This window comes from Paeniglutamicibacter quisquiliarum (assembly GCF_019084045.1).
Classification (GTDB): Bacteria; Actinomycetota; Actinomycetes; order Actinomycetales; family Micrococcaceae; genus Paeniglutamicibacter; species Paeniglutamicibacter quisquiliarum.
Genome location: NZ_JAHRED010000002.1, coordinates 362,822 through 377,569 on the forward strand (window position 1 = coordinate 362,822; position 14,748 = coordinate 377,569).

At 65.4% G+C, this 14,748-nt stretch carries 11 protein-coding genes; 5 read left to right on the top strand and 6 right to left on the bottom strand.

Annotated elements, in window-relative coordinates; translation table 11 throughout:
- Window positions 1-42 precede the first annotated feature (42 nt).
- The 4 genes from KRR55_RS05235 (at window position 43) to KRR55_RS05250 (ending at window position 6,371) form a co-directional block, all read left to right on the top strand.
- Window positions 43-1,386: a DUF4240 domain-containing protein gene (locus KRR55_RS05235; RefSeq protein ID WP_217387997.1), complete on the top strand. Its 1,344-nt coding sequence runs from the start codon at window positions 43-45 to the stop codon at window positions 1,384-1,386.
- Window positions 1,387-1,921: 535 nt separating this feature from the next.
- Window positions 1,922-2,605 carry a hypothetical protein gene (locus tag KRR55_RS05240; RefSeq protein WP_217387998.1) on the top strand — a complete coding sequence of 228 codons (684 nt, stop codon included), beginning with the start codon at window positions 1,922-1,924 and terminating at the stop codon, window positions 2,603-2,605.
- A 66-nt stretch (window positions 2,606-2,671) separates the two neighbouring features.
- Complete coding sequence (locus KRR55_RS05245; RefSeq protein ID WP_217387999.1) at window positions 2,672-3,073, top strand: hypothetical protein; 402 nt, start codon at window positions 2,672-2,674, stop codon at window positions 3,071-3,073.
- 283 nt (window positions 3,074-3,356) lie between these two features.
- A complete protein-coding gene (locus KRR55_RS05250; RefSeq protein WP_217388000.1) occupies window positions 3,357-6,371 on the top strand; it encodes a Tn3 family transposase in 3,015 nt (1,004 codons plus the stop codon).
- Window positions 6,372-6,805: 434 nt separating this feature from the next.
- On the opposite strand, the gene KRR55_RS05255 is transcribed toward KRR55_RS05250, so the two are convergent.
- From KRR55_RS05255 to KRR55_RS05280, 6 genes are all read right to left on the bottom strand, one after another.
- Window positions 6,806-7,534: a GNAT family N-acetyltransferase gene (locus KRR55_RS05255; RefSeq protein WP_217388001.1), complete on the bottom strand. Its 729-nt coding sequence runs from the start codon at window positions 7,532-7,534 to the stop codon at window positions 6,806-6,808.
- Between the two features lie 38 nt (window positions 7,535-7,572).
- Window positions 7,573-8,436: a F510_1955 family glycosylhydrolase gene (locus tag KRR55_RS05260; RefSeq protein ID WP_217388002.1), complete on the bottom strand. Its 864-nt coding sequence runs from the start codon at window positions 8,434-8,436 to the stop codon at window positions 7,573-7,575.
- 94 nt (window positions 8,437-8,530) lie between these two features.
- Window positions 8,531-9,139, bottom strand: a complete 609-nt coding sequence (locus KRR55_RS05265; protein WP_217388003.1) for a DUF305 domain-containing protein — start codon at window positions 9,137-9,139, stop codon at window positions 8,531-8,533.
- A gap of 98 nt (window positions 9,140-9,237) precedes the next feature.
- Window positions 9,238-9,696, bottom strand: a complete 459-nt coding sequence (locus tag KRR55_RS05270) for a hypothetical protein (protein WP_217388004.1) — start codon at window positions 9,694-9,696, stop codon at window positions 9,238-9,240.
- Between the two features lie 89 nt (window positions 9,697-9,785).
- Complete coding sequence (locus tag KRR55_RS05275) at window positions 9,786-11,924, bottom strand: heavy metal translocating P-type ATPase (RefSeq protein ID WP_254455849.1); 2,139 nt, start codon at window positions 11,922-11,924, stop codon at window positions 9,786-9,788.
- Between the two features lie 674 nt (window positions 11,925-12,598).
- Window positions 12,599-12,988 (bottom strand): heavy metal-responsive transcriptional regulator, encoded by a 390-nt coding sequence (locus tag KRR55_RS05280; RefSeq protein WP_047118362.1) that lies wholly within the window; start codon window positions 12,986-12,988, stop codon window positions 12,599-12,601.
- A gap of 106 nt (window positions 12,989-13,094) precedes the next feature.
- On the opposite strand from KRR55_RS05280, the gene merA reads away from it, so the two are divergent.
- Complete coding sequence (merA, locus tag KRR55_RS05285; protein ID WP_217388005.1) at window positions 13,095-14,525, top strand: mercury(II) reductase; 1,431 nt, start codon at window positions 13,095-13,097, stop codon at window positions 14,523-14,525.
- Window positions 14,526-14,748 lie beyond the last annotated feature (223 nt).

A 14,748-nucleotide genomic window follows, 5' to 3' on the forward strand; every position in this document is an offset into this window, starting at 1 on the left:
TGGAACCAGGCACGGCCCGGCACGGCGAGAAGACGAGGACAAATGAAAGCATCCAAGCTAGCCATCTACCTGGACGACGAGGACAAAGGGTTTTGGGATTTTGACGAATCCGGGCCTCTGGATCTGAGCCATCTGGCCGAGTTGGGTCCCCTGTGGGCCGTCAGTGCGCCGCATGCCAAAGTCACCAGCTTGCCCGCAGGGTACGACTGGTCAACCGTCACATCGGTGGGCATTCGATGGCATGGATGTTGGGCACCGGTGCTTCAACAGCAGCAGGTCGGGGACATCTGGATTTCACACGCCACCCAGCAGGCATTGTCCCAATTGGACCGGAAGCTCACCCACGAAAGGTATGAAGGAGGGGCACACCTGGAAAGGCCATCGCTGTCCGCGGACGATGCCTGGTTCATGCCCAGGTTCGAGGCCGAGCGCGTCACCATCGACACCTGCGCCGTAGCCGATTTCGCCAGCGCCGGACCGTTCACCTCCATTGGACATCTCTCATTCTCGGACGTCGCGGCGGTGCGCAACTTGGCGCAGCTGTCCCGGCAAGGCCACCTGGAAGTCCTGTTCCTCCAGGACACCAAGGTCCTTGACCCCGAGACCTTCTGGGACATCCAGGCCACGCGCGTCGTCGTCCATGGCATCAACCACGCGAACGTCCAGTGGTTCTACGACATCTGGCCCGATCGCCCGGACAACTGGTTCGAGCGCTTCCGCATCACCGGGTGCCTGGCAGATGACCTGTACCCCCAGGGAAACATCGAGGATCCCTTCGAGGGCTACAATTACCATCCAGACCTCGACGAGGAGGAACCATGGTTCGGGGCACTCGAATTCGACGTTGAGCCCATGCCCCGCACATCGATCACCGAGCCAAGGTTCTGGCAGATCATCGACCAGGCGCATGAATCCTGCGACGGAGGTGCCGAAGAGTTCGCCGAGGCCCTACGCGAAGGACTGCGTCAGTCCGACCAACAGGAAGTCGTGGCCTTCGACCAGCTGTACGCCCTCAAGACCCAAGCCCTGTACTCATGGGAGCTGTGGGGCGTGGCGTACCTGCTGCTAGGCGGGTGCAGCGACGATGAGTTCACGGACCTGCGCACCTGGATCGTGGCACAGGGCCGGGACTTCTACCTCTCCTGCCGCAAGGACCCCACCATGCTGGCCAACGGACAACTCAAGGACCCCACCGAGGTGATGGACGCCGAAGAGGTCCGGTACGTCCCCGATGAGATCTTCATGGAAATGACCGGCACCTCGATCGAGGAACAGTATCCCGACCAGCCATCGGCATCGATGGCCGGACAGGCCCCGGCCGGGGTGCCGTGGGACGACTATCCAGACAGGCTGGAAGCTCGCTTCCCCCAGGTCCAGGCGCTTTGAACGTAGCGACTCGTGCCTGTTGGTCCAGCAGGCAGACCGATCTCCTTCTTGGGATGGCGGCTCCGGCGTCCCGAAAGCCGAGCCAGATGACACAGGTCTTTGCTGCCGAATCAGTGGCGTCGTCCCGCAAGGGGCTTGTCCGGTTTGGCATTTCGGACCGTTCCGTAAGGGGGTCGATGACCGGTGGCCAGACTGGGTAGGCGAACGTATGAAGTTCAACGTGTGGCCGGTCCGCAAGCGGAACCCTCAGCGGGACGTCACTCAGGCGGCAGAGATCTGGGCCAGCATTACAGCCGGACGGCGGGCGGCTGACAAGAGTGCTTTGGCCCGGTTCTCCCCGTCGGGCATCAGCCGGACGGACCGCGAGCCCGAATGCATCCCCGCTGGCCCTGAGCCGATCGCGGTCAGGACGGCTCGGGCTCGGTGGTGCCCGCCCTTGGGAAACTACGGGGACCGCCACGCCAGGTTGGCAATCCAAGCCAACAAAACCGTCGTGAGAGCATTGGAGGGATTCAACGTTTCCTTGACTTGCACAATGCTTGCCATTCACATGGGCGCTTGGAATCCTTGGAATCTTTACTGGAAGATCAGGTGGTATCCGATGCCTGCCCAAACTGCTCGGGCTGCACTCCCCAAATTGCTGACCCAACGGACCTTCCAGTGGGGCGTTGCATTTGCTCTTATCTCGGCCGCATCGGCTGCGTGCTTTGCCGTCTTGGGGGCATATGGTTCGAGTCTCCCGCCGGGGCAGATATTCCATGCCGGGCTGGAACAAACGCAACTGATGTTCATCGCGCTCACTGTCGGCGGGCCGAGCGCGGCCATCGGCTTGTTTCCCTTGGTTCCCCCGCTCGTGGGGCTGATCCCCGTCGGATGGGTGAGGGTGGTTATGGGATCGATGGTCTATGTGGCGATCTTGGCCGCTGCGGCGTTGTGGGCGCTCTATTTCTTGATGCTGTTCCTCGTCGCGTTCTCGTTCAATTCATCCAAGGTCACAGCCGAGGACGGACAAAGCGTCATCGTCGCCCAGCAGGGCGTGCGACATCCCGGCTACAGAATATACCGCCAGATTTCCCCGTTCATCTACGGGGCGAGCCTCAGCGGCGACTCGGGCGAACGCGAGTTCCCGACGCAGCACTGCACCCTGGCCTCCCAGGGACCGGACCTTGTCTTGAGCTGCGACGAGTACACCATCCGCGTGCCGCCCGCACCGGAGTGAAGAACACTCCCAGGACCGACATCGTTTTGCTTCCCGTGCACGTAACCCCACCAGGACAGGAACCCCATGAAGAAGATGACCCTTGCCGCCTCGTTGCTTATCGGGGCACTGGGGCTTGCAGGCTGCACCACTGCGGAGCCGACGCCCGATCCCGACACGGCCAAGCGTCAGGCATGGGCCGACCAGAAGATCAACCAGTGGCTCAGTGCGAACAACTCGCAAAACCTGGACCAGATGGGCGATCCCTTTGACTTGGTCAAGTCCTGGGAATCCCCGGAGGAAGGCAAACTGGTGGTCTACGTCGATTTCAACGAAAACGGCGTGGTCGACCTCAACATGGTCTCCAACAACATCGTGCGCAGCGTCCGCCACATGGACGACGACTTGCTGTCCGTCGAGGCGGTCAACGGCGCCGGGCTCGGCATCACGAACCCCGGCAGCATCTCCACCTACCCGCGGCCGGACTAACCATTGTGCCTGTGGCAGCGCCGATACAATCCCGTAACAGGAACCTTCTGTGGGACGGAATTCTAGATCTTGAGGTCTTCTCATTCGAAATGGGTCACGGGGTCCGGCAGCCGCAGTCATGCTTGATCTCACATGGGCCAGCCCCAAGTGGCGCCCGGCGGAACGTCCGCATAGGCTCAGCAGTAAACCCATCAAAGCTAGGAACGACATGAAGAAGACGGGGTCTGGGGAAGATCGGTACGGAAATTCACGCTAAGGAGTCCGCTGCCTGTTGAATGGGGGCATGGCGGTCGATTTTCTAAGTGATGAGCAGGCCGCGGGGTTCGGCAGATTCCCCGACGAGGTATCGGCGGAGGACTTGGAACGCTTCTGTTGGTTGGACGATGCCGACCTGTCAGTGGTTGGTCGCCGCCGGGGAATGCACAATCGTCTGGGATTTGCCGTCCAACTGATCACGGTGCGGGCGGTGGGACGGTTTCTGACGGATCCGCTGGCCGTCCCGTGGCCGGTGGTGGAATCCCTCGCCGGGCAGCTGGGCATCGCCGATGCCTCGGTTCTCAAGTTGTACGCGCAACGGGGACAGACCGGTTACGAGCACGCCGCGGAAATTTCCGCCGTGTACGGGTATGTGGAATTCGCCGATCCGGCCAGGCACGAGGAGCTGAGGCTGTTCCTTTCGGCCCGGACGTGGACCTCGACGGAGGGACCGGTGCGCCTTTTTGAACGGGCGGCGCTCTGGCTACGCGAGCACAAGGTCCTCCTCCCCGGCGTCTCCACGTTGACACGCCTGGTCTCGGAGGTTCGTGCCGGATCAAATGACCGCCTCCATTCCATGCTGGTCGACGCGGCCGGACCCGCCTTGATCCTGGAACTTGAAGGCCTGCTGCACGTCGGGCAGGGCTCCAGGCTGACCGCGTGGGAGCTGCTGCGGACCGGACCCTCGAGGGTATCGGTGCCGGAATTGCTGCGGCAGCTGGACCGACTGGCACGCCTGCGGGCCCTGGGTGCCGGGACCATCGATCTGGAGACGATCCCCGAGGGCCGGATGAACGCCCTGGCCCGATACGGGTTGGCGGGCAAGGCCTCATCGCTTCGAGGACTATCCGGCCCGCGCCGCGGCGCAACCCTGCTCTGCGCCGTGCGCGCCTTGACGGCCGAGGTCGCCGATGATTTGTGCGATGCCATGGACGCCATTGTCACAGAACGCGTTCTGCGCAAGGCGGCCAGGGAATCCACCGCCGCCCGGTTGAAATCCCTGCCGCGCCTGTCGAGGGCGTCACTGCAGCTGGCAAAGGCCGCGAAAACACTGGTCGAGGTCCTGGGCAGTACGGAATATTCCAGCGCAGAGGCCGCCTCGGCGCTGGCCGAGCAGGTTTCCCTGCCCGAGCTACGCGCCGCGGTGGACGTGGTGAACGAATTGGTGAACCCCGAAGGCACCGAGGGCGACACCGCGGCGGAGATGATGCGCCGGTTCACCACCGTGCGGTCGTTCCTGCCGGCGTTGGCAGCCGCGGCACCCTTCGGGTCCACCGCGGGCGGGGCGCCAACGTTGGCGGCGCTGGCAGCGCTGCCGGAGATTCTGGATGGCCGCAGGAAGGACCCGGGCGAGGTTGACCTGTCCGTGCTCTCGCCGGCGTGGCAACGCCTCGTCACGGCTTCGGAAGACATCAATCGCAAGGCCTATACGGTGGCGGTGATGGAGGCCGTCCATAAGGCGCTGCGGCGTAGGGACATTTTCGTGGTGGGTGGGCGTCGCTGGGGAGATCCCCGGGCGCGGTTGCTGACCGACCCGGCATGGCAAGCAACCAAGGACGAGACCTTGAGGGCGCTCCAGCTGCCGGAAGAGCCAGCGGACCACCTGGCCGATGTTCGCCACCGCCTTGATGCCCGTTATCTTGCGGCGGCCGAGCAACTGGCCGACAATCCCGCGATACGCATTGATGATTCCGGCAAAGTCCACCTCTCACCTTTGGAGGCCAAGACGATACCGGAGTCCCTGGCACAGTTGCGGGGGCTGGTTGCTGGGATGCTGCCGCGGGTGGACCTGCCCGATGTGCTGCTGGAAGTGCATTCCTGGACGGGGTTCCTCTCGGAATTCAGCCACGTCTCGGAGGCCTCCGCAAGGATGGGCCAGCTCGATGTCTCGGTCGCCGCCATCCTGGTTGCCGAGGCGTGCAACGTCGGGCTGACACCGGTGGTCAAGGACGGCCACCCCGCACTGTCCCGCGGCCGCCTGACGCACGTAGATCAGAACTATGTGCGCGCCGATACGCTTCGCGCGGCCAACGCCCGGCTGATCCAGGCGCAGTCCGGTCTGGGACTCGCGCAACGCTGGGGCACAGGCTTGTTGGCGTCCGTTGACGGGATGCGCTTCGTGGTGCCGGTGTCCACCGTCAATGCCGGGGCGAATCCGCGCTACTTCGGCCAGGGCCGCGGCCTGACCTGGCTGAACTATCTCAACGACCAGGTCTCCGGGCTGGGTGCCGTCGTGGTCCCGGGGACGGTCCGCGATTCCCTGCATATTTTGGATGGGCTGCTCGATCTTGATGGCGGCCAACGCCCCGAGATGGTCGCCACCGATACGGCCTCCTACTCGGACCAGGTTTTCGGGCTCTTCACCCTGCTCGGATACCGGTTCTCACCCCGCCTGGCAGGGTTGCCGGACCAGCGGTTCTGGCGCGTCGACGCCACGGCGGACTATGGGAAGCTGAACGCGGTGGCCGGCCGCAACCGAATCAACATGGAGCTCATTACGGCGAACTGGCCGGACATGCTTCGCCTTGCCGGGTCCTTGACCGCCGGGACGGTGCGCGCCTCGGAAGTCCTGCGGGTCACCCAGGGCGGTGGGACACCGACCCTGCTCGGAAAGGCGTTGGCGGAGTACGGCAGGATCGCCAAGACCGAGCATCTGCTGGACTTCATCGATGCCGACGAGGGTTATCGTCGGCAAATCCACACCCAGTTGACTGTGCAGGAATCCCGGCATGCGCTGGCCAGGCTCATCTTCCATGGCAGGAGGGGACAGATACGCCAGTCCTACCGGGAGGGCCAGGAAGACCAACTTGGCGCACTCGGCCTGGTCCTGAACGCCGTCATCCTGTGGAACACCCGCTACTTGGACGCCGCGCTCACCGAGCTCCGCCACCGGGGAACCGGTGTTGCCGATGAGGATGTGAGGCGGCTTTCGCCGCTGGTCTCGGAACACATCAACATGCTGGGCCGCTACTCGTTCGCCACGGACTCCACCGGCACGCAGCTTCGACCCTTCCGGAACCCCGAGGAGGATCGGGAGGCCTGAACGAAGCAGTACTTTGTTGACCGCTACCGGCCCGCGGGGCAACCTTTACCGGACAAAAGCCCATGGCACCAGTCCGGCGCGTGGGAAGACCTTGCGGGAAAACAGCTAGCAGGTCGTCCCCATGCAGGTCACACCGTAGGGCTTGCAAGTCCCGCGCCAAAGTTGCCTTCCCTCGCTGACCTTCCTGATATTTGATTTCATGGTTCGATGCCTTCGCTGCAACTCGAATCCTGAGATTCGTTCCAGCCCGATTTCGTGACCTCTGCTGCGGGTCCGAGTGTCGGAGATCCCGGCAACCGCCCTGCCCGGGTCTGCAAGGGAAAACCCGTGGATCGTTGGTGGGACTCGGCATGTCCAAGTCCCCGCGCATCTGCCTCATCCTTGGGCATCGAGGGAAGCCTCGGTCATAGAGTCATTTGTGCCCTTGGGGGTGCCTACTCCGGAAATTCCTGCACGAGGGGATGGTCGAATCCGGGTGTCCCTGGAGTCAATCGGAAGCGGTAGGTCTTGGCGGTCTCTCCGTCCTTGGTGGTGTGCTCGTGCACGGGAGTCCAGCCGAGCCGTTCGTAGAATCTCCCGGCACCGCCCGGACCGGTCTTGGTCACCAGCTCGGCCAGGGGCGCCCCCGCCTCCGCAGCCCGGGCGAGAAAATGGTTGACCAGTTGTCCACCTATGCCGTGGTGCCGGGATGCAGGGTCCACCACGAGAGCGGTGATGACGGCAATGCGGGGCAAGAGTGCCGGCATCGTGCCGGCGTCGGCCGCCGCAGTGGCAGGGCGTTTGAACAGTCGGCGAAGGTAGGATCTTCCACGGGTGCGCAGGAACCCGAGGCACAACCGTGGCCGTCGAGCCAGAGCGAGAACTCCGTGGAGGCCCAGTCGGGTGCGGTGCCATTGCAGAACGTCATCGACGTGCCGCAATTGGTCGCTGGAGCCAAGCAGGAAACCCAGCGGCACCGGCCCTCCCGGGCCCTGGGCCTCGGCAATGAACGCGACCCCCCAGGGGGCCTCGAGGAAGGTCGCGTGCCAGTGACTCACGAACCTGTGCCCCAACCGGGGAAAGAGCCCGTCGCGCAGGAACCTGCATTGCCAGTCGGCCGTCAAGGGGAGGTCCGCGGGTGCGACGGGGCGTATCGTGACGCCCGAATGCAGGGTTTTTGGCATGGTGTTTTCTCGGGAGTGGGGGCGGAAACCGAGGGGGATCATTTGCCGTCCGCGCTGAAGGTTGTTCCGCCATCGGTGGAGCGTTCAACGCCGGTGGGAGTGGCAACCCAGATGTGAGGGCTCTCGTCCGGGCCGGCGGCGACGAGGGCCGAGGGCTGTGCGATGACCGCCCCGGTCGCCCGCCAGGTCCTGCCCGCATCCGAGCTCAGGTGCACGGCCCCGTTCGGTTCGATGCCAACGACCGTTGAAGCAGTGGCAAAGGCCGTGAGCAGCAGGACCGGCCGGTCCGAAGGAGAGGTCCAGGTTTTGCCGCCGTCGGTGGAACGGTGCACGCCTGCCTCCGTGGTGGCCAGGACGACGTCACCGGTCGGAGTCCCGGACAAGTGGTAGGGGGCGAATCCGGCATCGCGGGTCGTCCAGGTTTCCAGGTCTGCGGTGGTCTTCAGGGTTCCGTCGAAACCAATGATCCCGCTGCGGGTGACCGCCAAGGCGTGGAAGTCGGAGATACCACCCTGGGAAACTTCTTGCCAGGTTTCCCCGCCGTCCTGGGACCGGAGCAGCCCTGCCGGTTCAGGCAGGCCGGTCTCCGGCGCCGGGTGTCCGGAGGCGTAGTAGTGGTCGTTGCCTGCTGCCGCGAAGCCCATCAGGTCGATGGTGGGGCCAATCTTTTCCGGTGTTCCGGAGCCAAGGCCAAAGAGCCCGTCGTGGGTGGCCAGCATCACCTCCCCGGTTTCGGAATCCACGGACATGCCATGGATGTGGGCGAAGGGCTGGACCGGTGCAACTTCTGGTTGCGGGCCTGGGGAGGACGCCGGTGTGCAGGAGGTCAGCAAGAGCAGGAGGGCGGTGGCGGCGGCCATGCGGCCCCTGGTGCGGGCAGCGGGAAGGGAAGGGTTGATCATGAGGGAGTTCTCCAGAACAGAAAAATGGGGGGGAAGCCATGACGAGGGTGTTGCGGGGCGCATCGTGCGCCCCGCAACCAGTTGGCAAGGCGGTTTAGAGGCCTGCCAGCAGTTCCTTCATCTTCTCGATTTCCCCGCTCTGGTCCCGGGCCATCTTTTCGGCCTGGGCTACGGCGTCCGGGTTGGACCCGTTGGCGGCCTCTTCCTCGGCCATGGTGACGGCACCCTCGTGGTGCTTGATCATCTGGGTCAAAAAGAGCTTGGCGGCCTCGGTTCCCTGGGCGGCTTCCAGCGTGGACATGTCGTCCTGGCTCATCATGCCCTCCATCCCGTGGTCACCGGACATGGTGGCCGATTCACCCCACGCGCTGAGCCATCCGTTCATGGTCTTGATTTCCGGTCCCTGGGCGGCCTTGATCTCCTGGGCCAGGTCGGTGATCTCCGGGTCGATGCCGTCCTTGGCGAGCACCACCTCGCTCATCTCCACGGCTTGCTCGTGGTGCGGGATCATCATCTGGGCGAACGTCGCATCGGCGCCGTTGTGGTCGGCGGCCGCGGGGGTTTGGGCGGACGGGGAGGCGGTCATGGTGCCGTGGTCCATGCCGGGCGTGGTGGTGGTGTCCGTTCCGGTGTCGGTGGCGCAGCCGGTCAGTGCCAGGGCGGCTGCAAGAGCGGTCACCGAAATAAGGGTCAGGCGTTTCATGGAGTTTTCCTTCACAAGTCATTTGGATGCTGTCGATCGGCCCGCAGGGGTGCGGGCGCGCGAAAACTGGCCCGCACCAATGTGGCGGGGACAAGGTTTTACGTGCGACTGATGGACAGTTCGATCAGTGAAGGAGTCGGTGGGATGTGATCGGTGGCGCCGGTGACCGGCGGCGGGCCACGCAACCCCAGGCTGCCGGGAAGCACCAGGAGCACCGGGAGGAAAAGCCAGGAGATGCTGCCGGCCACTGGTGCCAGGTCACAGCCCGCGGCCTGCGGTATGTCCCCGCAGCAGCTGGGGCATTCCATCTCCGCCCAGACAGTCGCCGGGGATGACACCAAGGAATCGTGGGTGTGGTCCGCGGGACCGGCATGGTGGTGGTCCCCGCCGGTCGCAGTAGCCGCCACCGCGGAGCCGGCCGTGGAGGTTCCGGCGTGGGCGCCGGTGATGGTGTGCATTCCCATCAGGCCCAGGATGAGCAGGACCAGCCCCAGCAGGGCCGGCAGCGGGAGGAAAGACGCAGCGGGACGACGACGCAGCGGTGTGCCGATGCCCATGTCTCCCGCCTTTCGCTCGATTGCCTGCCCTCCAGCTTACCGGGGCGTTCCGGGGCCCGGCGTCCCGGGTGGGTGGATGGTGGTCGGGCTTAGTGGTTGGTGGTCGGGTCGAGCCTGAGCCGGCGCAGCAGCTGCGCGTTCAGGGCGACCACAATGGTGGATACGGACATCAGGATCGCGGCCACCGCCGGGGAGATGGCGACTCCGGCGAAGGCCAGGGCCCCGGCGGCCAGGGGAACGGCGATGATGTTGTAGCCCGTGGCCCAAGCCAGGTTCTGGATCATCTTGCGGTAGCTGGCCCGGGACAGATCGACCATGGAGAGCACTGCGCGCGGGTCGTTGCCGGCCAGGACCACCCCGGCCGATTCCACCGCGACGTCGGTGCCGGCGCCGATGGCGATGCCGACCTCGGCCCGTGCCAGTGCGGGGGAGTCGTTGACCCCGTCGCCGACCATGGCGACCTTTAGTCCCCGGCCCTGGAGCTCGGCGACCTTCTTGTCCTTGTCCTGCGGCAGGACCTGGGCGAAGACCTCGTCGATGCCCAGCTGTGCGGCCACGGCCTCGGCGACCTGTGCCGCGTCGCCGGTGATCATGGCGACCTTGATGCCGCGGTGCTGCAGGGCGCGGATCGCCTGGAGCGACTCCTCGCGCACCTCGTCCTCCAGTGCGATGGCGCCGATGACCTCTCCGTCCCGGATGACGTGGAGCACCGAGGCGCCGCGGTCGGCCCACTGCTTGGTGCGTGCGGCCAGGGCCGCGGGGATTTCGTGGTGTTCCTCGGCGATCAGGTTCGGCCCGCCGACGGCCATCGTGGAGTCCTCGACCTCGGCGGTGACCCCGCGCCCGGTCAGTGATGCGAACCCGGTGGCCTGAGGCACCGCCATGGCCCCGGACCGTGCCGCTTCGACGATGGCCCGGGCGGAGGGGTGCTCGCTGTCGGCCTCGACGGCGGCGGCCAGCGCCAGCACCTGGTGATCCTCCACGTTCTCGGTGCCGGCGAATCCGGTCACGGCGGGCCGGCCCTTGGTCAGGGTGCCGGTCTTGTCGAAGAGCACGACGTCGATGGTGCGCATCCGCTCCAGGGCGATGCGGTTCTTGATCAATACCCCGGCGCGGGCCGCCTGTTCGGTGGAGATGGCGATGACCAGCGGAATGGCCAGTCCCAGGGCGTGCGGGCAGGCGATGACCAGCACGGTCACCGTGCGGATGACCGCTTCGTCGGGGTTCCCCAGCAGCATCCAGATGATGAAGGTGAGGATGCCGGCACCGAGCGCGAAATAGAACAGGAACGCGGCGGCCCTGTCGGCCAGGGCCTGGGCGCGGGAGGATGATGCCTGGGCTTCTGCGACCAGCCGTTGGATGCCGGCCAGCGCGGTATCGGCACCGATGGCGGTGACCCGCACCCGCAGGGCGCTGTCGGTGGACACGGTGCCGGCGATGACGGTGTCGCCGGGGCCCCGGGGAACGGTCCGGGATTCACCGGTGATCATGGATTCATCCAGCTCCGCCCGGCCCTCGGTGATTTCGCCGTCGGCCGGAAGGCGCGCCCCGGAGCGGACCAGCAGGATGTCCCCGGCGGCCAGTTCGGACAGGGCCACGGTTTGGGTGCCGGTGTCGGTGATGCGTTCGGCCTCGTCCGGGAGCAGTTCGGCCAGGGCATCCAGGGCGCCCCGGGCCGATCCCAGGGCGCGCATCTCGATCCAGTGCCCCAGCAGCATGATGACCACCAGCAGCGACAGTTCCCACCAGAAGTCCAGGTTGAAGCCGCCGATGCCCAGGGTGGTGGTCCATGAGGCGGCGAAGGCGACGGTGATGGCCAGGGAGATCAGCAGCATCATTCCCGGCTGCCGGTTTTTCAGTTCGCTGGCGCCGCCCTTGAGGAACGGGGCGCCCCCGTAGAGGAAGATGACGGTGCCGAGCACCGGGGGGATCAGGGACGAGCCGGGGAACACGGGGATGTGGTAGCTCAGCAGGTGTCCGACCATGGGGCTGAAATAGACCACGGGGAGGCTCAAGGCCAGGCTGAGCCAGAACTTGCTCCTGAACATGGCGGTGCTGTGCCCGGCATGCTGCCCATGGTTGTGGACGACATGGTCATCCTCGGCACTCGAGCGGGCATGCCCATGCGGGCGTTGTTCCCCCGCTGGCTGCCCGGCAAAAGGATGGTGGTCTTGTTGCTGATCGACGGGCATGGGCCCGGGGTCCATGCGATGGTGACCGGTGTTCATGATTCTCCTTCAATCCCGGCGGCGCCGCGTCCGGGGATTCGGCGGAAGTGGATCCTCCGGGCACCGGAATCCGATACCCCGAAGTTATACCCCAATGGGGTATGTGTCAAGAGGTCGAGCGCACCCGGGTATGGGGCTCGCGCGGAGCCAATATCCGTGACGGTGGCCGTTTCGCCGATATCCGACACTGGCTGCAATATGGGGCGGCGGCCCGCCCGCTGGATGGCTGATGGGCGCCTATCCGCCGGAAGGGTCCCGGATTCCCGCCAGGATGACCCCGACGAGCCGGCACACGGCTTCTTCGGAGGGCATTTCGGCGGCGGCAGCGGTTGCGTGCAGGCAGTAACCAGCCAGTTCCGCCGAGGTCAGGTCCCTCCGGATGGTCCCTGTATGGGGTTTCGGGAGTAACGACGTGAAATTGCGCGCTAGGCCTCAAATGACTTGTTAGGGTAAACCCCAAACAGACGTAAGCCTGATGAAACGTGTGGTTTTCAACGCTAAATGTCGTAGCCACAAACCTCGGAAGGTGCTTCGGCCCGCCCCGGCGCCAGTCCAACGGGCGACCATGAAGCCGCCAAGCCCTCGTGGGGATGCGCGGTCCATGGGCGCCCACCTTTAACGCCTGGCAGGTATTCCCGGCCGCGCGACCCGCAACCAGCGGGGTGGGACATCGATCAGATGTAGCGGCAGACCTGGTCGGCGGAGCAGGAATCCGGCTCCGGCTTGCTTGCCTTTTCGTGGAGCTGGAAAATGGTTTCCCGGAGGGCCAGGAGTTCGGCGATCTGGGCATCGAGTTCCCCGAGGCGCTGCCCGAGCAGGCCCTGGACGTGCGAGCACGGTGTCTGGCCGTGCTCGCGGATCTTCAGGATCTGGCGGATCTGGCCGAGGGTCAGCCCGGCGGCCTGTCCGCGGTGGATGAACGCGACCTGCCCCACGGCATCCTCGGCGTAGTCCCGATAGCCGGATGCCAGGCGCTCGGCGGGAGGGAGTAGCCTCGACTCCTCGTAGAACCGCAGGGTCTTGGTCGTCGTGCCTGTTGCTTCCGCGAGCTGTCCGATCCTCATGTTCCCCGATTCCTCCTTCGGTGGCCACCCAACTTGACCTTCCATTGTACTGGAAGGTTCATGATGGTTCATGGGAAGTCTTGAACGACAGTGAAGAGGTATCTTGATGAGCAACGAACAGTTCGATTTGGCGATTGTTGGTTCCGGGGGCGGCGCGTTTGCGGCCGCGATCCGGGCCACCGGACTGGGCAAGCGGGTCGTGATGGTGGAGCGCGGCACCGTGGGCGGGACGTGCGTGAACACCGGGTGCGTGCCCTCAAAGGCGCTCCTGGCCGCCGCGGAGGCACGTCACGTGGCGTTGGACGCGGCCCGCTTCCCCGGGGTGGCGGCCTCGGCGGGCCCGGTGGACATGCCGGCCCTGATCCGGGGCAAGGCCGCGCTGGTGGAAAGCATGCGAACGGAAAAGTACATTGAACTGGCCGCCGACCACGGGTGGACCATGCTCGAAGGGGAGGCCTCGTTCACCGGAACCCAGGACGAACCCCGACTCCGGGTCGCCTCCCCGGACGGTGCCGAAAAAACGATCGAGGCCGACCACTATCTCGTGGCCACCGGCTCCGCCCCCTGGACGCCTCCCGTCCCTGGACTGGACGAGACAGGGTACCTGACCTCGACGACGGCGATGGAACTGGACGAGGTCCCCGAATCAATGCTGATCATGGGCGGGGGCTATGTTGCCCTGGAAATGGCGCAGCTTTTCTCCCGGCTCGGTTCCCGGGTGACCATGCTGGTCCGTTCCCGGCTGGCCTCGCAGGAGGAACCGGAGGCATCCAAGGCATTGGCCGAAGTTTTTGCCGACGAGGGGATCCGGGTGGTCCGGCGGGCCTCCGCGGAGACTGTGGAGCGCGATCACGCCAACGGAGGGGTCCTGGTCTCGGCATCCGTGGCCGGCGGCAGGGAAACGTTCCGGGCATCCCGGCTCCTGGTGGCCACAGGCCGACGCCCCGTCATCGACGGGTTGAATCTTGACGCCGTCGCCGTGAAGACCGGCGCCACGGGCGAGATCGTGATTGATTCCCGCCTGGCCACGTCCAACCCGCGCATTTGGGCTGCCGGGGACGTGGCCGGACACCGGGAGTTCGTTTACGTCGCCGCGGCCCACGGCGCCCTGGCCGTGGACAATGCGTTCACCGACGCCGTCGCCGAGGTTGACTACCGGCACCTGCCCCGGGTCACCTTCACCAGTCCCGCCATCGGGTCGGTCGGCATGACGGAGAAGGAAGCCGTCGCTGCCGGGATCCGCTGCGAGTGCCGGGTCCTGCCCCTGGAGTACGTGCCGCGAGCCGTGGTCAACCGCGACACCCGCGGCTTCATCAAGGTCGTCGCCGAGCTCGGCACCGGACGGATCCTGGGCATTTCCGCCGTCGCCAGGGACGCCGGGGAACTGGCCGCCGCCGGCGTCTACATCCTCGAAGCGGGGATGACAGTCGCACAGGTCGCCGCCGCCTGGAGCCCCTACCTGACGATGGCCGAGGGCATCAGGATCGTCGCCAAGGCCTTCACCACCGACGTCGCCAAACTGTCCTGCTGCGCCTAAGCGAAACCCACCTGAAGCAGAGGACTTCAATCTCAGGTGTCCGCTGCACTACAACCGCAGTGGCGCACCTACCGACAGGGGAAAGCGGTCAGACCAACCGCTGACGGTCGCGAGGCGTCTTGAGACATAAGAACTGCACCAACTTTGGCAATCGGTCGCATTGAAGTCCCGGGAGGCAGTTTGTTCCAAAAAGTCGTCTTGCCGTAAAACGTCTTACGAGGTT